Here is a 20,252-nt window from a genome sequence, read left to right as displayed (position 1 = left end):
GCGACAGCGCCGCGCCTCGCTCAGCCACTGATCGCGCGGCGATAGGCCGACGGCGTCGTGCCGGTGACTGCCTTGAACATGCGCGTCAGATGGCTCTGGCTACTGAAACCGCAGGCGGTGGCGATCTGGGCAATCGGCTCGCTGCCTTCCAGCATGCGCCGGGCGCGATCGATGCGGCGGTTGAGGATGAAGTCATGCGGGGAGACACCGCAACTCAAGCGAAACATCCGTTGCAGATGGAATTCGCTCAAATCGGCGAGCTTCGCCAGATCCTTCAGCGTAATCGTCTGATCGAGGCTCGCCTCGATATGCTCGACAAGGCGCCGCCGCAGGATGGGCGCCAGACCGCCACGCAGCACCGGACGCCGTTCGCCGCCATAACGCGGATCGGCAAACAGCTGTTCGACCGCCGAGGTGATCGCCTGTTCGGCGAGCAGCCGGTTGCCGCCCTGCGTGGCAGCGGCCAGATGCACCAAAGCCTCTGCCAATCGTGGCGCCTCGTCGAAGGTCGCCTCAGGCAGAAGCATCAGCCGGGCATCGCGGTCGAAGGTCTCCGAGAATAAGCGGCGCAGCTCGTCGTCGGCGACATAGAGATGCACGAATTCGAAGTTGTCGGTGATCTCCCATTCCGACGAGGCCCCCTGCGGCATGATGCAGAGCGCGCCCGGCCAGCCGGCAATGCTGCCGGCATCGAGCCGCCGCGTCCCGTCGCCGCCGCGCAGATAACAGCTGAAAGTGTGGCCGTCGATCCGCTCGTAGCGCATGCGGTCATGGCTGTTGCGCCAGATCGCACTTCCCCTGCCCTCACCGAGGTCAAGCGTTTCCCCACGCTCGGCACGGGACGAGGCGGACAGGGAGCCGAAAACGGTGGCGGTGTGCAGCATGGAGTACCTTCAAAAGATCGCCTCGTATTTTAGCGCGGTTTGTGCGCTGCGCCATCGGCAATCGGGCCTCATTGGCCGACACGCCGAAGATCACCGCAAGATCTTGCAAGAATGGATGGCGCCTGCGGCGTTACCTGCCTTTCGAAAGCGAGGCATAGCCCATGACCAATCTCCTTCTCTTCTCGTCGACCGTGCTGATCTGGGGCACAACTTGGATCGCGATCGCGCTGCAGATCGGGCCGGTGCCGGTGCTGGTCTCGGTCTTCTATCGCTTCGCGCTTGCAGCTCTCGTGCTCGTCGGCGTAATGGCGCTCACAGGTCGCCTGAAGGGGCCGACGCTGAAGCAGCAGCCCTTCATCCTCGTCCAGGCGCTGTCCCTCTTCTGCTGCAACTTCCTCTGCTTCTATCACGCGGCAAGCTATGTCCCCTCGGGTCTCATCTCCGTCGTCTTCTCGCTCGCCACAGTCTACAACGCCGTCAATGCCCGGATCTTCTTCGGAGACAAGATCAAGCCACGCACGCTGGTCGCCGCCGGTCTCGGCGCCAACGGGCTTGCGCTGCTCTTCGGGCCTGAGATCTTCATCGCCGTCAATCCGGACAGCTGGAAGGGCATCGGGCTTTCGGCGCTTGGCACGCTGTTCTTTTCCTTCGGCAACATGGCGTCCCGCCGCAACAGCGCCGCCGGCATCGCGCCGGTAACCGCCAATGCCTGGGGCATGAGCTATGGCTCGATCGCGCTTCTTGCCCTGATCAGCATCACCGGCACGCCCATCGTGCTGCCGCCGAACCAGACCTATCTCGCCGCCCTCGTTTATCTCTCCGTCATCGGCTCGGTCGTCGGCTTCACCACCTATCTGATGCTGGTCTCGCGCATCGGCTCGCAGAAGGCCGCCTATGCCACTGTGCTCTTTCCCGTCGTCGCCCTGACGCTGTCGAGCCTCTACGAGGACTATCACTTCACGCCGCTGGCGATGGTGGGCCTCGCACTGACGCTCGCCGGCAATGCGGTGATGTTTGCCCGGCTGCCGCGCCGACAACCCGTCACCGCCGCCGAGCCGGTGGAACTCAAGGTCTGATCGCATATCCGGCACCTGCGACGGATGGCACGGACGATTTCTAGCGTCAGCGACAACTTTCTGCGCTAAGAGAAGCGTCGATCTCTGATCCCAACGCTGAAAGTCTCCATGGCTCCACGTCCTGCCCCAGGGTTTCGCCCTTGACCGCCCTCAACAACACCGCCGCGCTCGCGCGGCTCGGCTTCAACGCCTTTTTTGCCGAGCAGGTGACGGCCGAGGAGAGTGACCTCATAGTGCGCCGCATCTCTTCGGTACATCGCGACCGCCTGGAGGCGATCGACAGCACCGGGCCGGTGGAGATCGAGCTTCCGCCAAACAGCAATACGGCTGATTTTGCCGTAGGCGACTGGGTTCTCGCCGCACCCTATACAGGTCTGCTGGTACGTCGCCTCGATCGCCAATCCGTTTTTCAGCGGCGGACCGAAGGCGCCATCGGCCAGCAGCTCGCCGCCGCCAATGTCGATACGCTGTTCATCGTCACCTCCTGCAATGCCGATTTCAACGTTGCTCGGCTGGAACGCTATCTTGTCATGGCCAACGAGGCCGGCACGCGTCCGGTGATCGTGCTGACCAAGGCCGACACGGTCGACGACCCATCCGTCTATGCCGACGAGGCCCAGAGGCTGCAGCGCGATCTGCCCGTCGTCATCGTCAATGCGCGTTCGCCTGAAGCCATCACCCCCCTGATGCCCTGGTGTGGTCCCGGCCAGACGGTGGCGCTCGTCGGGTCATCCGGCGTCGGCAAGTCGACACTGGTCAATACGCTCGCCGGTCACGGCACTGAAACGGCTCAGAAGACCGGCTCGATCCGCGAGCATGATGCCAAGGGGCGGCACACGACGACCGCCCGATCCCTGCATTCCATGGCGAGTGGCGGCTGGGTGATCGATACGCCCGGCATTCGCACGCTCTATGTCAGCGACATCACCGATGGCATCGACACGCTGTTTGCCGAGATCACCGAGCTTGCGCCACTCTGCAAGTTCCGCGATTGCAGCCATTCGCATGAGAAGGGTTGCGCCGTGCAGGCGGTGATCAAGGAGGGCACGCTCGATCCTGCCCGTCTCGACCGCTGGCGGCAGCTGCAGGCGGAAAACCGCGACCGCACGCCCGTCTATTCCGGGCCGAAGGGCAACAAGACGCTGCGCAAGAAGAAGTATTGAGCTTTCTGCCGCAAATCCCTACATAGCGTTCATAGGCGACGCCCTTCGCACGCGTCGCATCCGCTCGCCACATGCGAGTTTTTCTTCCCCGTATACCCGCGACATCTAGGGCTCCGGCATCCTGCCGGCGCATTTCCAGAATTGGAGACCAGCATGGCAGACGACAACACCAAGGGCTATGAACCCATTCCCTTTGCCAAGAAGCATCGCATCTCGGTCGAAGACGCCAAGGCGATTCTCGCCAAGCATGGCGACGACCGCAAGTCCGCCGACAAGGAAGGTCGTCGCGTCAGCCTTTGAGGTTTGATGGTGAAGCCCGACCTTCCTGATGGTCCATGACCACTGGATTCAAATCAAAAAGCCCTTTCCCTGACATGCAGGGAAAGGGCTTTTTCTTTGTCTTACGGCAAGCGGACCAAGTCAGTCCGCCACCAAAAGATCAGGCGCGCAGCGTGCCACCCGTCGACTTCTCGACATTGCCGACGATCTTCTTCGTCAGCGCGTCGAAATCCTCGTCGGTCAGCGTCTTGTCGGCCGGCTGGATCAGCACTTCAATCGCCACCGACTTCTTGCCTTCTCCGACGGATGCGCCTTCGAAGATGTCGAAGACGTTGACGCCCGAGATCAGCTTGCGATCCGCGCTGGTCGCCGCCTTGATGATCGCGCCGGCTTCGACAGCCTTTTCGACGACGAAGGCGAAGTCGCGCTTCACCATCTGGAAGGGCGAAAGCTCAAGTGCTGCCTTGGTGCGGGTCGCCTTCTTCTTCGGCTCCGGCAGGGCGTCGAGATAGATCTCGAAGCCGCACAGCGTACCGGAAACGTCGAGCGCTTCCAGCGTCTTCGGGTGGAACTCACCGAAGGTGCCGAGCACGACCTTGGGGCCAGCCTTGATCGTGCCGGAACGGCCCGGGTGGTACCATTCGGGGCCACCCTGCTCGATCTGCACATTGCCAACCGGAATACCGCAGGCTTCGAGCACGGCCAGCGCATCGGCCTTGGCGTCGAAGACGTCGACCGCCTTGCCGCCGCCCTTGGCCCCATTCGACCACATACGGCCAGCCCCGGCGATCGAGGCCGTACCCCGACGCACGCCACCGGCAACGCGACGCTGGGTGTCAGGCGTATCGCCTTCATAGGTGCCGGAGACTTCGAAGATTGCCACATCGCCGAAGCCACGGTCGGCATTGCGCTGGGCAGCTGTTAGGAGACCCGGCAGCAGCGAAGGCCGCATGTCGGACATGTCAGCCGCAATCGGATTGACCAGCTTCAGCGTCGGCTGGCCGCCGCCGAAGAGCGCGGCGTGTTCGGCCGGAATGAAGGACCAAGTGACGGCTTCCAGCATGCCGCGCGAGGCGAGCGCCCGGCGCGCCGTGCGGGTACGGATCTGCAGCGTGGTCAAGATCTTGGCATTGACCGAACCGGTCGGCGGCAGCGGTTCCGGCTTTATGTTGTCGACGCCGTGTACGCGCATGACTTCTTCGACGAGATCTGCCTTGCCATCGACGTCAGGACGCCAGGACGGGACCGAGACCTTGGCGGATGTCTCGTCGCCCGACAGGATCTCGAAGCCGAGGGCTGTCAGGATCTCGCGGGACTCCTCGTTGGAAACGGTGAGACCGGTGAGGCGCTTCACTTCCGCATAGGGGAAGTCGACGACCTTCTTCTCATGGCCCTTGTAGCCGACGACCTTCTTCTCGGCCGCGACACCGCCGCACATCTCGAGCACCAGCTCGGTGGTGCGCTCCAGCCCCGGGATCATGTATTCCGGGTCAACACCGCGTTCGAAGCGGTAGCGCGCATCGGTGATGATGCCATGCGCACGACCGGTCTTGGCGATGTTGATCGGGTCCCAGAGCGCGGATTCGATCAGGACGTTGACGGTGTTCTCGTCGCAGCCCGAATGCTCGCCGCCCATGATACCGCCGATGGATTCCGGACCGTTGTCGTCAGCAATGACGACGTTGTTCGGGTTCAGCTTGTAGGTGCGCGTGTCGAGCGCGAGGATCTCCTCGCCCTCCTTCGCGCGACGGACAACCAGTGCGCCCTTGACCTTGTCGGCGTCGAAGACATGCATCGGACGACCCTGGTCGAAGGTCATGTAGTTGGTGACGTCAACGAGCGCCGAGATCGGACGAAGCCCGATCGACAGCAGACGCTGCTGCATCCATTTCGGGCTCGGGCCGTTCGTCACGCCGCGCACGAGGCGATAGGCAAAGCCCGGGCAAAGATGGTCTTCGAGCTCGAGCTTCACCTCGACCGGGGTCTCTCCCTCGACCTTGAAGGCGGGCGCCTTAGGCGCCTTGAGCTTGCCAAGACCGGAAGCGGCCAGATCCCGCGCGATGCCGAAGACCGACGTGCAGTCCGGGCGGTTCGGCGTCAGGTTGATCTCGATGACCGGATCGTCGAGGCCGGCGTAAGAGGCGAAAGATGTACCGACAGGCGCATCCTCGGGCAGGTCGATGATGCCATTGTGGTCATCGGAGATATTGAGCTCCTTTTCGGAGCACATCATGCCATGACTTTCGACGCCACGGATCTTGCCGACGGAGAGCGTCACGTCGATGCCCGGCACATAGGTGCCCGGACGCGCAAGTGCGCCGATCATGCCAGCGCGGGCATTCGGAGCGCCACAGACGATCTGCACCGGCTTGCCGTCACCGGCATCGACCGAGAGCACCTTCAGGCGATCAGCCTCGGGATGCTTTTCCGCCGTCAGGATCTTGGCAATGACGAAGGGCTTGTAGGCCGCCTTGTCATCGACATCCTCGACCTCAAGGCCGATGGCCGTCAGCCGCTCGCAGATTTCCTCAAGCGAGGCCTCGGTTTCCAGGTGATCCTTCAGCCAGGAGAGTGTGAATTTCATTGTCTCGTTCCCATCTGCATCTTGCCCGAAGCGTCCAGCGGTCGCGCGCCTGACGCCTGTCTTCCGAGGAGCATGCTGACCACCGTCACATCGAGATCGATATCGGGCCAGTGAATGCTCGACGGCATGAATTCCACGTTGTTCCGCTCCACCGGCATCGCCTCCTGCAGGGGCGGGTACCACCAGACCGGGACGCTGACGATACGACCGTCCGTCAGTTCCACATGCAGCAAGTCGTCATCGCAAAGCAGATCGACCGGCCGCATGTTGTCGAGATGTTCAATCACGTCACATTTGCCTTCATTCACAAGGATGGGGCAGCCTCCAACTGCCCCTCCATCTGGCCGTCATGGCGGCCAGTCATTCGCAGATCAGTTGCTCAAACCACCAAACAGGGTCGGCACGTCGAGCGGGCGGAAGCCGTAATGACTCATCCAGCGGACATCGGCGTTGAAGAAGTCGCGCAGGTCCGGCATGCCGTATTTCAGCATGGCGATGCGGTCGAGGCCCATGCCCCAGGCAAAGCCCTGGTACTCGTCCGGATCGAGGCCACCGGCGCGCAGCACGTTCGGGTGGACCATGCCGCAGCCGAGGATTTCCATCCAGTCCTTGCCTTCGCCGAACTTGACGATCGGGCCCGAGGAACGGTCACACTGAATGTCGACCTCGAAGCTCGGCTCGGTGAAGGGGAAGAAGGACGGGCGGAAGCGCATGGTGACGCTGTCGACCTCGAAGAAGGCCTTGCAGAACTCTTCGAGGATCCAGCGCATGTTGGCGACATTGGCCGTCTTGTCGATGACGAGGCCTTCGACCTGATGGAACATCGGCGAGTGCGTGGCGTCCGAGTCTTGGCGATAGGTCTTGCCGGGAATGACGATGCGGATCGGCGGCTTCTGCGCTTCCATGGTGCGGATCTGCACCGGCGAGGTGTGCGTGCGCAGCACCTTGCGCTCACCGTTCTCATCCGGCTGGAGGAAGAAGGTGTCGTGCATCTCGCGGGCCGGATGGCCTTCCGGGAAGTTCAGCGCCGTGAAGTTGTAATAGTCGGTCTCGATATCGGGACCTTCGGCGATCGAGAAGCCCATATCGGCGAAGATCGCGGTAATCTCGTCAACGATCTGGCTGATTGGATGGATGCGGCCACGCTCGGCCGGCGAGGAGCGGACGGGCAGCGAGACATCCAGCGTCTCGGCCTTCAGGCGGGCATTGATCGCCGCATCCTTGAGCGCCGTCTTTCGCGTCGTGATCTCCTCGGTGATCTCGTTCTTCAAGGCGTTGATCGCGGCACCCCGTGTCTGGCGCTCTTCGGGGCTCATCGTGCCGAGCGTCTTCAGGAGTTCGGAGACCGACCCCTTCTTGCCCATGGCCGCCACACGCACCGCCTCGATCGCCTGCTCGTCGCCGGCTGCGGCGATCTCGGCAAGCAGCTGTGCCTTCAAAACGTCTAGTTCAACCATCTTGTCCTGCCTTGGCGGTGTTCGGGCTATCCGCCCTGTCGAGCGGGGCCTGCATCAGAAATTCCGTAGCCATGATGAAGCGTCGCAGATCACTACCCATGTGCACGCGGCCGATCAACCGGGCGAGCGGCAAAATTCGACCGGCGACCGAGGCCAAGGCCCGCAATTCCCGGCGCGCAGCTATCGGAGCATGGCGAAGCCAGGCGTCGAGTGCGGCCGGGCAGGTCACGTCGGGGGACGCGGCAAAGGATGTGACGACGAGAAAATAGAGGAGCACGTCCCGGGCCTGCGCCGTTTCCAGCGGCATGACGGAGGCCGGATCCTCCTCGAAGTCCATGAACCCGACAGCACCGTCCGCCAGGAAGAAGTCGCGAACATGCGGTCTGCCGTGACTGAGCCCCGCGGCATGCACCCGCCCGAGCGCATCTGCGCCCTTGACCAGAAAGGCGTCATGGGCAGCGGCGTCGGCGCGCACCCGTCGCATGTGTTCGGCAATCGTCGGTCCTGCATCTGCCATGACCATCGCCGTCGCCGAGGCATAGACAAGCCGGGGCACCGGAAATCCGGCCTTGCCGAAGGCGCGCAATCGCTCGATTTCGCGGGCCTGCATCGCCTCGGGCGCCAATTGCGGCGACGGCCTGAGAAACGGCAGGCGGAAAAGAGCGGCAGCCAGCCCCTGCAGGGCAACGAACCCCGGCATGACCTTGCCGCCCTGGCGTTTTATCCAGAGGCGGCGACGCGGCAGGTCAAGGCGCTGCACCCGACCGTCGCTTTCGACGAGCGCCCGCACGATTTCCGCAATTTCATCGTCCTGGAGATCCCGTTCACCCATTGGCGCACCGGATCTCTCTGCCAGAGAGGCCATATGCATTCCTCGCCGCCGTTACGGCAAAACGAAAACCCGCGCCGGACGTCCAGCGCGGGTTTCCCAATCCATAGTCAAAAAAGTCTGGGAAGCGCTGGTTACTTGACCGCGCTTTCAAACTCGTTGGCGGTGCCTGCGTCCTTGAGGTAGGCAAGTGCCTTCTTGGAAGCTTCGACGAGCTTCGCGAATGCTGCCGGCTCATGGATGGCGAGATCGGAGAGGACCTTGCGGTCGACTTCGATGCCAGCCTTGTTCAAGCCGTCGATGAAGCGGCCGTAGGTCAGGCCGAATTCGCGGACGGCAGCGTTGATACGCTGGATCCACAGAGCGCGGAAGTTGCGCTTGTTGTTCTTGCGGTCGCGGTAGGCAAACTGCTTCGAACGATCAACGGCAGCCTTGGCGGCCCGGATCGTGTTCTTGCGGCGGCCGTAGAAGCCCTTGGCCTGCTTGAATACCTTGTTGTGCTTGGCGCGGGAAGTTACGCCACGTTTTACGCGTGCCATGTCATGATCTCCTTAATTGTCCAACAGCGAGCGGGTCTCAGAGACCGTTTGGCAGGTAGTTCTTGATGACCTTCTTGCCGTCAGGTTCAGCCAGAACCATCGTGCCGCGGGCATCGCGAATGAACTTGTTGGAACGCTTGATCATGCCGTGGCGCTTGCCAGCAGCGGCGGCGAGAACCTTGCCGGTCGCCGTGATCTTGAACCGCTTTTTGGCGGCAGACTTCGTCTTCATCTTGGGCATTTTGCTACTCCATTGTTCTTGTATCGAAACAGGCTGACGATTGCCCGTTTTCAAGCATAAAGAACGGCCACGGCATGCCCTGCCGGACCGTTCGGACGCGCGCTTATAACCGCAGACCCGAAAAAGCGCAACGGGTGGCGGGCGGAATCTTCCGTTCATGGCCCGCCGGCAAAAGCAAGCTTACCCTTCGGCCCCGGTTACACCCCGCGAAAAGACGATCGCACCGCCATAAGCGGTGAGAATATCGGAGGTGATCGCCAGCCCGAGCCCGGGAACCTTGCCTTCAACCAGATGAATGCTACGGGCGGCAACCTCCGCAAGGGCCGCCTCTGCGACACCCGGACGGTCATCTTCAACATCAAGCCGGATGTGTTTGGCGGCGCGCTCGACGGCCACGACGATTCGGCCTGGGCAAAGTGCTGGCGTTGCCGAGCACATTGCCGAGGGCTTCTGCGAGACCGGCGGCATGGATCAGAGTAAATGCTGCCAGTGTCGTGATCGAGACCAGCAAGGTCCGGCGCAGAAAATCGGGGCATCTGGAATCCCTCGAGCTTCGCAATCGCTTTCGATGGAGGGATCACGCATCAATGCCCCTGACAGAGCGGCCGCTGTGAAGATCAGCGTTCTGTCAGACAAGGAGCCGGCAAAAACCACGCATGAAAAAAGCCGCCCCGTAAGGCGGCTTCATCCGGTCCTGCCATGCGGCAGCACTCAACGCGGCGAGAGCACCATCATCATCTGGCGGCCTTCGAGCTTTGGCTCGGCTTCCACCTTGGCGATTGTCGCGGTGTCTTCTTTGACCTGAAGCAGGAGCTTCATGCCGAGTTCCTGGTGGGCCATTTCGCGGCCACGGAACTTCAGGGTCACCTTGACCTTGTCGCCCTCTTCGAAGAAGCGGTTCATCGCCTTCATCTTCACCTCATAGTCATGGGTGTCGATGTTCGGGCGCATCTTGATTTCTTTGACCTCGACGATCTTCTGCTTCTTGCGCGCTTCGGCCGCCTTCTTCTGGTTGGCGTATTTCAGCTTGCCCAGGTCGAGGATCTTGCAGACCGGAGGCTCGGCATTCGGCGAAATCTCGACCAGATCCAGTCCGGCCTCTTCAGCCATGCGCAACGCCTGATCCGTCGCGATGACTCCGAGGTTCTCGCCCTCTTCGTTGATCAGCTGGACTTTCGGAATGCGGATTTCACGGTTGGAGCGCGGCCCGTCCTTTACGGGGGCATCGGTCTTGAACGGTCTGCGAATGGTCGTATTCTCCTCAAAACATTTCGGAATGTCGCAGCGTAAACCCGCGCGCATCCGCGTCAAAGGGCTATGTGATATCTGCAACGGCAGTGTCAATAGCATGCTTGCGAAAGAAAATCACCTGTTGTCGCTCACTTCCTGGATGTGTTTTACAGCATTCGACAAAAGGAGCACGCGATGACCGACACAGCCAACATCCTCAGACAGACGACATTGACCGTCGGCTCCGGTGACGCAGCCCGCGACATCGCGGTCATCACCCGCATGGGAACCGGCCCGGAACGGCCGGCCCTGGTCTGGCTCGGCGGCTACCGCTCCGATATGGCCGGCACCAAGGCAATCGAAATGGACGCTCTCGCCCGGGATCAGGGGCTCACCGCCATCCGCTTCGACTATTCCGGCCACGGGGTATCCGGCGGCGATTTCCGGAAGGGCACCATTTCGCGCTGGACCGAGGAAGCGCTAGCCGTTCTTGCCTCGTCGGGCGTCCAGAAGGTCGTGCTGATCGGCTCGTCCATGGGTGGATGGATTGCACTTCGCGTCATTGAGGAGGCACGGCGCCTCGGCCTGCCCTTCGCGGTGAACGGCCTCGTCTTGATCGCGCCGGCACCCGACTTCACATCGGAGCTCATCGAGCCCGGCCTGACTGCGGCAGAGCGGCAATCCCTGGCCGAGCGTGGCTACTTCGAAGAACCATCCGAGTACAGTCCGGAGCCCAACATCTTCACCCGCGCCCTGATGGAAGACGGGGCTAAGAACCGGGTGCTGACCGGGCTCATCGAAACCGGTTGCCCCGTCCATATCCTACAGGGCATGAAGGACCCGGATGTGCCATATCAGCACGCCCTGAAGCTGATGGAATTCCTGCCGCTCGACGACGTGGTGCTGACGCTGATTCGCGATGGCGACCACCGGCTTTCCCGCCCAGAAGACATCGCCAAGATGAAATCGGCGATACTTTCAATGATCTGAGTATTTCGATCCTTATATTTTCTCTCGATCTTGGGAACCGATTCTCATTTCGGCTGTTGGAACTGTCGCATTTTAACCATACCGGATGAATTGCGCGGGAGAGAGCCTGCCGCGCCGTTGACTCACGTCCTCATGCAATCTTAACCTTTTGTTAAGGATACAGGGGACGTGTTCATGACGAACGGCTCGCGCGCCATCAAGGCGCTGATCATTGCAGTTGCGGTGCTCGCACCTGCCCATGCGGGTCTTTCGGCACCGCAGACATTGCGATCGATGATCACCGGCGCCGTGACATCCCAGCCCATCGGCCATTACGAATTCTGCAAGGCCCTGCCCGATGAGTGCAGCATCCGGACCCGCCCGACACTTCCGCCGAAGGTGACTGACCATGGCTGGACAGTCATTCGCGACATCAATGCCAGCGTCAACCACGCCATCGTCCCCATGACGGATATGGAGATCTACGGCCGCGAGGAAGTCTGGGCCTATCCGGTCGATCTCGGCGATTGCGAGGATTTCGTGCTGTTGAAGCGCAAGAAGCTGATGGAAGCCGGATTCAATGCGGCCGATCTCCTGATCACCGTGGTGCGCAAGCCGGATGGCGAAGGTCATGCGGTGCTGACGGTCCGCACCCAGTCGGGCGACTTCGTGCTCGACAACCTCAACGACGACGTCAAGCTCTGGACCGAAACGCGTTATGCCTTTCTCAAGCGCCAGTCTTCGACCGACACCGGCCGCTGGGTCACCATCGAGAACGGCACCTCCGACGTTCTGGTCGGCGCGCTGCAGTAAAGTCGGTCAGCTTCGTCTCTCGCGCGTCAGTGCGAGGGTGGCGATCACGGTCAGGCAGGCCATGCCTGCCAATGCAGCCAGAGCTGCATTGGTCCCGACCATCTCGTTCAGCCAGATCACGGACACGGGGGCAATCGCCGAGGCGATGATGCGGGCCGATGCCAGCGTGCCCATGGTCCGCCCATAGCCCGCAGCGCCAAAGTAGTGCAGCGGCAGGACGCCGCGGACGATCGAGGTCAGCCCCTGCCCTACACCGTAGAAGATCGCAAAGGCGATGGCAAAGGCCGCCATCGGCTGGACCAGTGCACCGGCAAGAATGGCGAGGCTCAGCGCCATGGCCGAAGCGGCGATGATCGCAGTCAGCGGCGGCGAGAACAGGTTGCGCCTGACATATTCGATCAGTCTGGCAGCCACCTGGCTCGGACCGATCAGGCTTCCGGCAAGCGTTGCCATCGCCGTGGCATAGCCGAGGTCGCGCATCAGGACGAGAAGCGTCGATCCCACCGCCGACATGACGAAACCTCCGGCGGCAAAAGCCGTTGCCATGAGGATCATCCGGCGTTTGCGCTCGCCGTCGAGAACAGGCTCGCCGGTCGATTGCTCTTCACGGACGGTCGCTTCCGGCGCGACCATCCGTGCCCTCGGCAGGGCCAGATGGATCGGCAGCGCGATCAGGAGGTGCATCGCGGCCATCACCAGGTAGATGTCGCGCCAAGTCATGACGGTGAGCAGCCACTGCAGCAGCGGCCAGAAGACGGTGGAGGCAAAGCCCGCGATCAGCGTCACCAGCGTGATATGGGCGCGCGCCTCGCGGCCATGGCTCTGGGCAAGAGCCGCGAAGCCCGCGTCATATTGCACCGCAAGCGCGATGAATTCGGCGACAAGCGTGATCGCCGCGAATTGCCAGGCGTTCTGCATCATCGAAAACAGCGCGAGCGAAAGTGCTGCCGCAACGGAGCCGAGACAGAGGATCAGCCGTGCGCCGTATCGATCGACCAGCCGCCCGAGCACAGGGGCTGCCACCGCGCCCGCCAGCAGCCCGAACGAGAAGACGCCGAAGACGAAGCTCTGGCCCCAGCCGAATTCGCGCGCGATCTCGGGCGCCAGCACCGAGAAGGAGTAATAGAGCGTTCCGTAACCGATGGTCATGGTGACGCCCAGACCGATGGTCGCGGGAGATGCTTTCATGAAGGCGCCTTATCCACGGATTGTTGCAGGCATGTGACCATTCATTCCTGTCGCAATCGCTCACCTCAGCCAAACTCAATCTCTGCTGCTTGTCGGGTCAGCCGGGGTCTGCCACCATGACGGGTGAGTGGGGGACATCGTGCAGGCCAGACAGTTCAGACAGCTTCTCAACGAGGCACGACGCCTCAGCCGGCGGGCGGACGAGGCGGAAGACCTTCTCCAGGACGCGCTCCTTGCCGCGATCACCGCAGGCCGGGAGGATTTTTCCAAGCCGGAGAACCTGCGTTGGCTGCGCGGCGTGTTGCGCCATCGCAGCACCTTCGTGGCAAGATCGGCAGTCAGGCGTCGGCAGCAGGAGAGCGTCTTCGTATTTTGGCAACCGCAGACCAGGGAACCGGCCGAGCCGAATGACCTCGACCGCCATCTGCAACGCCTGCCGCCCGGCCTCAGAACCACCTTTCTGCTCGCTCTCAATGGCCAGACGCATGCCGAGATCCGCCATCTGCTGAAGCTCAACGAGGCGGCGCTGCGCCAAAGGATCTGCGAGATCCGCAAACGCCTGCGGCCTTTTGAATTCACTGGTGCAGTACCGGAACGGCTGTGCGGAAACCTCACCTTCGGCTCGATCCGCCAGTCACTGCGTCCGCTGATCGGCCATGTCGACGCGATGCTTGCGACCCATGATCCGGACGGTCATCTGATTTCTTTTGGACGCGACCTCACGAAAACACGGCCAGCGGCAACATGAACACGTTCGCATTCCAACACGGGAGTTCTCCATGCTGAAATCCAAAAAACTCACCAATATCTGCTACTACGTCGCCGATATCGATCGCACCGCCCGTTTCTATGGCGAGACGCTGGGGCTCGACCTTCAGCGCATGCCGAACGAGCCGGGCGAACCGGACTGGCTCATTGCCTCGACGGCCAACGGCATCGATCTCCTGTTCTTCCAAATGGAGACCAGGCCCGGCAATTCACCGATCATCGTCTTCGACCTCGAAGACGGCGGCATCGACGACATGGTTGCGGGACTGGCCGAGCAGGGCGTCACAATCGTGACACCCGTCAGCCATGCGCCCGGCGGCTGGTCATCTGAATTTGCCGATCCAGACGGACATACGCTGTCCATGTACCAGACCGAGGAGATGCCGCGACAGAAGAAGGCTGCAGTCTAAGGCGACGGCAGCCGCTCCTCGCATTGCGTCATCCCTGCCCGATCAGCACGCCGGCGGCCAGCACCAGCGAGCCGCCGAGCACCACCTGCATGGCTGCGCGCCAGAAGGGCGTCTCCATATAGCGGTTCTGGATAAAGGCGATCGCCCACAGCTCGAAAAAGACGATGACGATGGCGGTGATCGTCGCGGTCCAGAAATGCGGGATGAGATAGGGCAATGCGTGGCCGAGACCGCCGACCGTCGTCATGATGCCGGAAGCGAGACCGCGCTTGAGCGGCGAGCCGCGGCCCGAGAGCTTGCCGTCGTCATGGGCGGCCTCTGTGAAGCCCATCGAGATGCCCGCGCCGACCGAAGCGGAGAGGCCGATCAGGAAGGTCGACCACGTGTCGCCGGTCGCGAAGGCCGCCGCAAAGATCGGCGCCAGCGTCGAAACCGAGCCGTCCATCAGGCCCGCCAGTCCCGGCTGGACATAGGTCAGAATGAACTGCCGCTTTTTCGTTTCGTCTTCCGTCTCGCGCGCATCTTCCGGCAGATGCCGGTCGCCGAGCATGGTCGCGATCTCTTCATGCCCCTGTTCGGCCATGGCGAGATCGCCGAGCAGCTTGCGGATGCCGGCGTCGGAGGTGTGCTGGGCAGCCTCATGATAGAAGCGATAGGCCCCCTCCTCCATTTGCATGGCCTCCTCGCGGATCTGCTCGAGTGAAAGGTTCTTGCGCAACCAATCGGGCTTGCGATCGTAGAAGCCGCGCACATGTTCGCGCCGGATCAGCGGGATGCGCTCACCGAAACGGTCCCGGTGCATCTCGATCAGCATGTTGCGGTGGGTATGCTCCACCTCGGCCATATCCTCGAAGACCTTGGCAGATTGCGGATAGGCCGCCCGCAACTGGTCGGCATAGGCGAGGTAGATGCGGGCATCGTCCTCCTCGGAGGAAATGGCAAGCGCCAGGATCTCCTGTTCGGAGAGTGTATCGAAGGGGCGCTTGCCGCCCCTCTGGAAAAGACTGAACATGACGATTGCCACCAGAATTAGAACTATTCTAAACTTATGCCATGGCAGGGCTTGTATCAAGATGCCGCATGGACCATTTGCACGGCAGGATGCATCAGGTGTCCGAAGCCCAAGAACGAGACGAAACCGATGACAATGGAACTAACGGGGCGTGCCGCCCACCGCGCTGAAATCACGGCGCGCGCCCAGGCCGAGATGGCGGCGATGGGCGTCGATGCGGCCTTCATCGACCTCTTGGTTGAGACCTTCTACGGGCATATCCGCCAGCATCCGGAACTCGGCCCTGTCTTCGACGGGCGGCTCGCCGGACGCTGGCCGGACCATATGGTCAAGATGAAGGCCTTCTGGAGTTCCGTCGCCTTCAAGACAGGCGCCTATGGCGGCAAGCCGGTGATGGCTCACCAGAACGTCGACGGCATGGCGGAAGGGCTCTTCCATCAATGGCTGCACCTCTTTTCCGACACGCTCGTCGAGATCGGCGCTTCGGAAGACGCGCATGGCTGGTTCATGACAAGTGCCGAACGCATTGCCAAGAGCCTTGTCCTGTCCCTCTTCTACAATCCGGCCTTCGACGACCCGCGGATGCGCAACCCGTCCTGACAGTTCCTTGCGCGGAACACCGCCTGCGCGAAAGAATAGGCAAATTTGGTCGGGTTGCCGGACAATTTCCTGAGCTTTTGAACTTGCACTCCGGGTCATGCGCGACTAGACCCACCGCGGGAGCTGGAGGAGTGCGTATTATCAGAGGCAAGAGATCATGAACCGCCGTCAATTTTTCAAGCAGGCCAGTGTCGCCGGCATCGGTGCCGCAGCGCTTGCCGCACCCGCGATCGCCCAGGAAAATCCGAAGATCACCTGGCGCCTCGCCTCGTCCTTCCCGAAGAGCCTCGACATCATCTTCGGGGCCGCCACCGACATCGCTGAAAGCGTCTCGAAGGCCACCGACGGGCAGTTCGAAATCCAGGTCTTCGCTGCCGGCGAAATCGTGCCGCCGCTGCAGGTGGCTGATGCCGTGACCGCCGATACCGTCGAGATGGGCCATACCTGCTGCTACTACTACATCGGCAAGGATCCGGCCTTTGCGCTCGGCACCGCCATCCCCTTCGGTCTCAATGCCCGCATGACCAATTCGTGGTTCACCGCCGGCGGCGGCAACGAGCTGCTCAACGAGTTCCTCGTCAGCCACAAGATCTATGCGCTTCCAGCCGGCAATACCGGCGCCCAGATGGGCGGTTGGTACCGCAAGGAAATCAAGACGATCGACGACCTCAAGGGTCTGAAAATGCGCATCGCGGGTCTTGCCGGCGAGATCATGGCCAAGGTCGGCGTCACGCCGCAGCAGATCGCCGGCTCGGACGTCTATCCGGCGCTCGAAAAGGGCACGATCGACGCCACCGAATTCGTCGGCCCCTATGACGACCTGAAGCTCGGCTTCTACAAGGTCGCGCCTTACTACTATTACCCGGCCTGGTGGGAAGGCGGCCCGACCGTGCATGCCTTCTTCAACCTCGACAAGTTCAATGGACTGCCGGAAAACTACAAGCGCATCCTGACGGACGCCTGCGCTGCGGCAAACGCCCGGATGCTCGCCCGCTACGACGCCTCGAACGCAGCAGCCCTTCGCGAACTGGTGGCCGGCGGCGCACAGCTGCGCGCCTTCTCGTCGGATATCCTCGACACCTGCCACAAGGCAGCGAAGGAAACCTATGCGGATCTCTCGGCAAAGAACGAGTGGTTCAAGAAGCTCTTCGACAGCCAGCAGGCGTTCAAGCAGGACGCCTATCTCTGGGCTCAGATCGCCGAATACAGCTTCGATACCTACCAGATGATCCAGCAGCGCCAGGGCACGCTCTGATCAAGGCATCATCGCGACAACAACAAACCCGGCCCCTGGCCGGGTTTGTCTGCTTTTGCCGCAGGGTCACGCCATGCCCTTCAAATGGCAGAGCAAGTCGACTAAGCTCCTTGGCAGAACGGAACGGGAGCCGCAACGGCTCTGACGGCTTGAAGCAGGAGAGAACGCACTGTCGGTCATCGTCAAGATCTTGATCGGCAAGCTTTCCCTGCCGGGCGTGGTTCTCGCGATCGCCTTCTTCTGTGCATCGCTCACACCCAGCCTCATGCCACGCGAGGCTGTGGTGCAGGGGTCGCTCTCCGGACTTACTGCCGCCGTCGGCTATCTATTCGGCGTTCTCCTGAGTTCTCTCTGGCGGTTTTTCGAATTGCCTGAGGCAAGCCTGCGCCGGGACAAGGTGCTTTTCTGGATTTCCGCGTTTGGTGTTTCCGCAATGGCCGTGGCGCTCTGGCGCTCCGCGGTCTGGCAGGAATCAGCGCGTGTGCTCTGGCAGATGCCCCCTCTCGACGTCTCATATCTTGAAGCGGTGCTGGTGGCCGCAGCCCTATTCTTCGGCCTGCTATGGATCGGCCGCCTGTTCATGATGCTGTTCAGGCGGCTGGCGGCACGCATGGCCACCATCTTCCCGGCACGCTTCGCCACCGCGATCGGCTTCGTCATCGCCGCTTTCATCTTCTGGTCGATCGGCGAAAACGTCGTGCTGCGCGGCGCAATCCGGCTTGCCGATTCCTCCTTCCAGCAATTGGACGACCTGATGGAGGACGAATTCGCCGCGCCGACCTCACCGGCAAAAACCGGCGGCCCGGATTCGCGTCTCGCCTGGCATGGTCTTGGCCGTCAGGGTCGGCACTACATCGCCTCCGGCCCGACGCGCGAAGATATCGAGCGCTTCTGGGGAGAGCCGGCACTGGAGCCGATCCGGGTCTATGCGGGCCTCAACAATGGAGAAAACATCGAGACGCGCGTAGCACGCGCGCTCGAGGAACTGATCCGGCAGGGCGGTTTCGAACGCTCGACGCTGGTGATCAAGGCCCCGACCGGCACCGGCTGGATCGACCCTGCGGCGGCAGACACGCTCGACCTTCTGCTCCGCGGCGATGTCGCAAGCGTCGCCCTGCAATATTCCTATCTGACCAGCTGGCTCTCGCTGCTGGTCGAGCCGGAATATGGCTCGGAGTCGGCAAAGGCGCTGTTTCGCGCCGTCTATCGTCACTGGAAGCAGTTGCCGGCCAATGAACGCCCTCGGCTGGTGCTCTATGGCCTGAGCCTTGGAGCCCTCAACTCGCAGAGTTCGGTTGATCTTCTCGAAATCGTCGCCGATCCCTTCTATGGCGCGTTGTGGGTCGGCCCACCGTTTCAGAGCCGGATGTGGAGCGAACTCACCGCGGGCCGGGAAGCGGGCTCACCCGCCTGGCTGCCCCGCTACGGCGACGGCTCGATCGCGCGCTTCACCAACCAGCAAGCCGATCTCAATTCATCCTATGCCGCATGGGGGCCACTGCGGATCGTCTACCTGCAATATGCCAGCGACGCCGTGGTGTTTTTCGACCCCCGTTCGGCCTACCGCGCGCCCGCCTGGCTCTCTGGCACGCGGGGTCCGGATGTCTCTCCAGAGCTTACCTGGTATCCCGTGCTCACCATGCTGCAACTGCTGTTCGACATGATGATCGCGACGACGAGCCCGGTCGGCTACGGACATGTCTATGCGCCGCAGCACCATATCGATCCCTGGATCGCGGTGACCGGAATTGAAATCGATCCGGCCGACGTGGCGCGGCTGAAGCGCCATTTCACCGAGGTCGCAAAGACCTATTGAGGCGCTGTCAGCCTTCCAGCCCTTTGAGCACATTGGCGACGTTGAGGCCGATTTCCGGCACACCGTAACCGCCTTCCATGAGGGTCAGGACGGGCACGCCGTTTGCCGCGATCATTTCGCCCATGCGGATATAATCAGGGCTCTTCAGCTTGAAGAAGCTGATCGGGTCCTTTTCGAAGGTGTCGACGCCGAGCGAAACGACGATCGCCTCTGCACCATAGGCTTTGATCTTCTTCAGACTGTCTTCGAGGGCTGCGGACCAGATCTCGAAGGGTGTGCCGGAGGGCATGGGATAGTTGGCGTTCAGGCCTTCGCCGTCGCCCTCGCCGGTTTCGTCGACATAACCGAGGAAGAAGGGGAAGGCGTCTTCCGGCTCGCCATGCAGCGAGGCAAAGAAGATGTCGCCGCGGCGATAGGTGATGTCCTGCGTACCATTGCCATGGTGGAAGTCGACGTCAAGGATCGCGACCTTCTTCGCGCCGTGGTCGATCAACCGCTGGGCGGCGACCGCAGCGTTGTTGATGAAGCAATAGCCGCCGAAGAGATCGATGCCGGCATGGTGGCCGGGCGGGCGACACAGCGAGAAGGCGAAGCGGTTGCCCTCGTTCAGCCAGTCAGCGCCGGACAGCGCCACGTCCATCGAAGCGATGGCCGCCTCGTAGGTGCCCTTGGAAATCGCGGTTTCCGCCGAATTCGTATAGTAGCCGACCGCACCGTCGATATTCTTCGGCACGCGACCCGTCTGGCTGCGGCGGCAGGGGAAGGAGGTGGCGATCGCCTCGCCTTCGAAGCCATGTGCCTGCCAGCGGTCCCAGCAGGTGCGCAGGAATTCGAGATAGCCGGCATCATGCACCTTGAGTGCCGTCTCCAGCCCATGCTCGACCGGCGCGCGCACATCGGTAAAGCCTGCTTCCTTCACACCCGCCAGCACCCATTCGGCACGGAACGGCCCTTCGAAAGGCTTGACCAGCAGGCCGCCATGCAGTTCGGTCTTGGCGTCACGCAGCTTGTGCTTTTCGGAATAAAATACGCGCATGTCTGTTGTTTTCCCTCTGGTGTTTTGGAGAGAAAACTAGCCTCGTCACGGCCTCAGCCACAAGTGCAAAGGGGGCGATTTTCCTGGTCAACCGACCAAAAAA

General features: G+C 61.9%; 22 protein-coding genes. 10 read left to right on the top strand and 12 right to left on the bottom strand.

Annotated elements, in window-relative coordinates; all coding sequences use genetic code 11:
- Positions 1-20: 20 nt before the first annotated feature.
- Complete coding sequence (locus D4A92_RS08145; RefSeq protein ID WP_203019876.1) at positions 21-764, bottom strand: helix-turn-helix domain-containing protein; 744 nt, start codon at positions 762-764, stop codon at positions 21-23.
- Between the two features lie 281 nt (positions 765-1,045).
- Here D4A92_RS08145 and D4A92_RS08140 point away from each other — a divergent pair, with 281 nt between their 5' ends.
- The 3 genes from D4A92_RS08140 to D4A92_RS08130 all read left to right on the top strand — a co-directional run bounded on the left by D4A92_RS08140 (position 1,046) and on the right by D4A92_RS08130 (position 3,423).
- Positions 1,046-1,960, top strand: a complete 915-nt coding sequence (locus D4A92_RS08140) for a DMT family transporter (RefSeq protein ID WP_203019192.1) — start codon at positions 1,046-1,048, stop codon at positions 1,958-1,960.
- A 140-nt stretch (positions 1,961-2,100) separates the two neighbouring features.
- Complete coding sequence (rsgA, locus tag D4A92_RS08135; protein WP_203019190.1) at positions 2,101-3,123, top strand: ribosome small subunit-dependent GTPase A; 1,023 nt, start codon at positions 2,101-2,103, stop codon at positions 3,121-3,123.
- A 153-nt stretch (positions 3,124-3,276) separates the two neighbouring features.
- On the top strand, positions 3,277-3,423 hold the full coding sequence (locus D4A92_RS08130; RefSeq protein ID WP_166600004.1) for a hypothetical protein: 147 nt from the start codon (positions 3,277-3,279) through the stop codon (positions 3,421-3,423).
- 139 nt (positions 3,424-3,562) lie between these two features.
- Here the strand turns inward: D4A92_RS08130 and pheT are convergent, their stop codons facing one another.
- The 8 genes from pheT to infC all read right to left on the bottom strand — a co-directional run bounded on the left by pheT (position 3,563) and on the right by infC (position 10,300).
- Entirely contained in the window at positions 3,563-5,986 is a 2,424-nt protein-coding gene (gene pheT, locus D4A92_RS08125) for a phenylalanine--tRNA ligase subunit beta (protein WP_203019189.1), read from the bottom strand.
- Positions 5,983-6,273, bottom strand: coding sequence for a DUF2442 domain-containing protein (locus D4A92_RS08120; protein WP_112247581.1), 291 nt, complete (start codon positions 6,271-6,273; stop codon positions 5,983-5,985). The genes pheT and D4A92_RS08120 overlap by 4 nt, the downstream gene beginning before the upstream one ends.
- An 84-nt stretch (positions 6,274-6,357) precedes the next feature.
- Positions 6,358-7,443, bottom strand: a complete 1,086-nt coding sequence (pheS, locus tag D4A92_RS08115; protein ID WP_203019188.1) for a phenylalanine--tRNA ligase subunit alpha — start codon at positions 7,441-7,443, stop codon at positions 6,358-6,360.
- Positions 7,436-8,308, bottom strand: a complete 873-nt coding sequence (locus tag D4A92_RS08110) for a serine/threonine protein phosphatase (protein WP_203019187.1) — start codon at positions 8,306-8,308, stop codon at positions 7,436-7,438. The genes pheS and D4A92_RS08110 overlap by 8 nt, the downstream gene beginning before the upstream one ends.
- A gap of 98 nt (positions 8,309-8,406) precedes the next feature.
- Entirely contained in the window at positions 8,407-8,811 is a 405-nt protein-coding gene (rplT, locus tag D4A92_RS08105; RefSeq protein WP_006725066.1) for a 50S ribosomal protein L20, read from the bottom strand.
- Positions 8,812-8,848: 37 nt separating this feature from the next.
- The gene (rpmI, locus tag D4A92_RS08100; protein WP_054151415.1) at positions 8,849-9,052 is read right to left on the bottom strand and encodes a 50S ribosomal protein L35; all 204 of its coding nucleotides are present in this window, start codon (positions 9,050-9,052) and stop codon (positions 8,849-8,851) included.
- Positions 9,053-9,232: 180 nt separating this feature from the next.
- Positions 9,233-9,490: a hypothetical protein gene (locus D4A92_RS08095; RefSeq protein WP_203019186.1), complete on the bottom strand. Its 258-nt coding sequence runs from the start codon at positions 9,488-9,490 to the stop codon at positions 9,233-9,235.
- A 273-nt stretch (positions 9,491-9,763) separates the two neighbouring features.
- Complete coding sequence (gene infC / locus D4A92_RS08090) at positions 9,764-10,300, bottom strand: translation initiation factor IF-3 (RefSeq protein ID WP_040299623.1); 537 nt, start codon at positions 10,298-10,300, stop codon at positions 9,764-9,766.
- Between the two features lie 177 nt (positions 10,301-10,477).
- Here infC and D4A92_RS08085 point away from each other — a divergent pair, with 177 nt between their 5' ends.
- Positions 10,478-11,272, top strand: a complete 795-nt coding sequence (locus D4A92_RS08085) for an alpha/beta hydrolase (protein WP_203019185.1) — start codon at positions 10,478-10,480, stop codon at positions 11,270-11,272.
- A 174-nt stretch (positions 11,273-11,446) separates the two neighbouring features.
- Positions 11,447-12,064 carry a transglutaminase-like cysteine peptidase gene (locus tag D4A92_RS08080; protein WP_203019184.1) on the top strand — a complete coding sequence of 206 codons (618 nt, stop codon included), beginning with the start codon at positions 11,447-11,449 and terminating at the stop codon, positions 12,062-12,064.
- Between the two features lie 6 nt (positions 12,065-12,070).
- On the opposite strand, the gene D4A92_RS08075 is transcribed toward D4A92_RS08080, so the two are convergent.
- The gene (locus D4A92_RS08075) at positions 12,071-13,252 is read right to left on the bottom strand and encodes an MFS transporter (RefSeq protein WP_203019183.1); all 1,182 of its coding nucleotides are present in this window, start codon (positions 13,250-13,252) and stop codon (positions 12,071-12,073) included.
- Between the two features lie 139 nt (positions 13,253-13,391).
- Here D4A92_RS08075 and D4A92_RS08070 point away from each other — a divergent pair, with 139 nt between their 5' ends.
- A complete protein-coding gene (locus D4A92_RS08070) occupies positions 13,392-14,000 on the top strand; it encodes an RNA polymerase sigma factor (RefSeq protein ID WP_203019182.1) in 609 nt (202 codons plus the stop codon).
- Positions 14,001-14,031: 31 nt separating this feature from the next.
- On the top strand, positions 14,032-14,430 hold the full coding sequence (locus tag D4A92_RS08065) for a VOC family protein (protein ID WP_203019180.1): 399 nt from the start codon (positions 14,032-14,034) through the stop codon (positions 14,428-14,430).
- Positions 14,431-14,458: 28 nt separating this feature from the next.
- Here the strand turns inward: D4A92_RS08065 and mbfA are convergent, their stop codons facing one another.
- Positions 14,459-15,442 carry an iron exporter MbfA gene (mbfA, locus tag D4A92_RS08060; RefSeq protein ID WP_203019178.1) on the bottom strand — a complete coding sequence of 328 codons (984 nt, stop codon included), beginning with the start codon at positions 15,440-15,442 and terminating at the stop codon, positions 14,459-14,461.
- 129 nt (positions 15,443-15,571) lie between these two features.
- Between mbfA and D4A92_RS08055 the strand changes: the two genes are divergently transcribed.
- From D4A92_RS08055 to D4A92_RS08045, 3 genes are all read left to right on the top strand, one after another.
- Complete coding sequence (locus D4A92_RS08055) at positions 15,572-16,042, top strand: group III truncated hemoglobin (protein ID WP_203019177.1); 471 nt, start codon at positions 15,572-15,574, stop codon at positions 16,040-16,042.
- A 157-nt stretch (positions 16,043-16,199) separates the two neighbouring features.
- Positions 16,200-17,297, top strand: coding sequence for a TRAP transporter substrate-binding protein (locus D4A92_RS08050; protein WP_203019176.1), 1,098 nt, complete (start codon positions 16,200-16,202; stop codon positions 17,295-17,297).
- Between the two features lie 190 nt (positions 17,298-17,487).
- The gene (locus D4A92_RS08045) at positions 17,488-19,113 is read left to right on the top strand and encodes an alpha/beta hydrolase (protein WP_246754046.1); all 1,626 of its coding nucleotides are present in this window, start codon (positions 17,488-17,490) and stop codon (positions 19,111-19,113) included.
- A 7-nt stretch (positions 19,114-19,120) separates the two neighbouring features.
- Here D4A92_RS08045 and D4A92_RS08040 read toward each other — a convergent pair whose 3' ends face one another.
- Positions 19,121-20,149: a histone deacetylase family protein gene (locus tag D4A92_RS08040; RefSeq protein ID WP_203019175.1), complete on the bottom strand. Its 1,029-nt coding sequence runs from the start codon at positions 20,147-20,149 to the stop codon at positions 19,121-19,123.
- Positions 20,150-20,252 lie beyond the last annotated feature (103 nt).

The sequence above is a fragment of the Rhizobium rosettiformans genome (genome assembly GCF_016806065.1).
Lineage (GTDB): Bacteria > Pseudomonadota > Alphaproteobacteria > Rhizobiales > Rhizobiaceae > Allorhizobium.
This window is presented reverse-complemented; position numbering and strand designations above follow the sequence as displayed.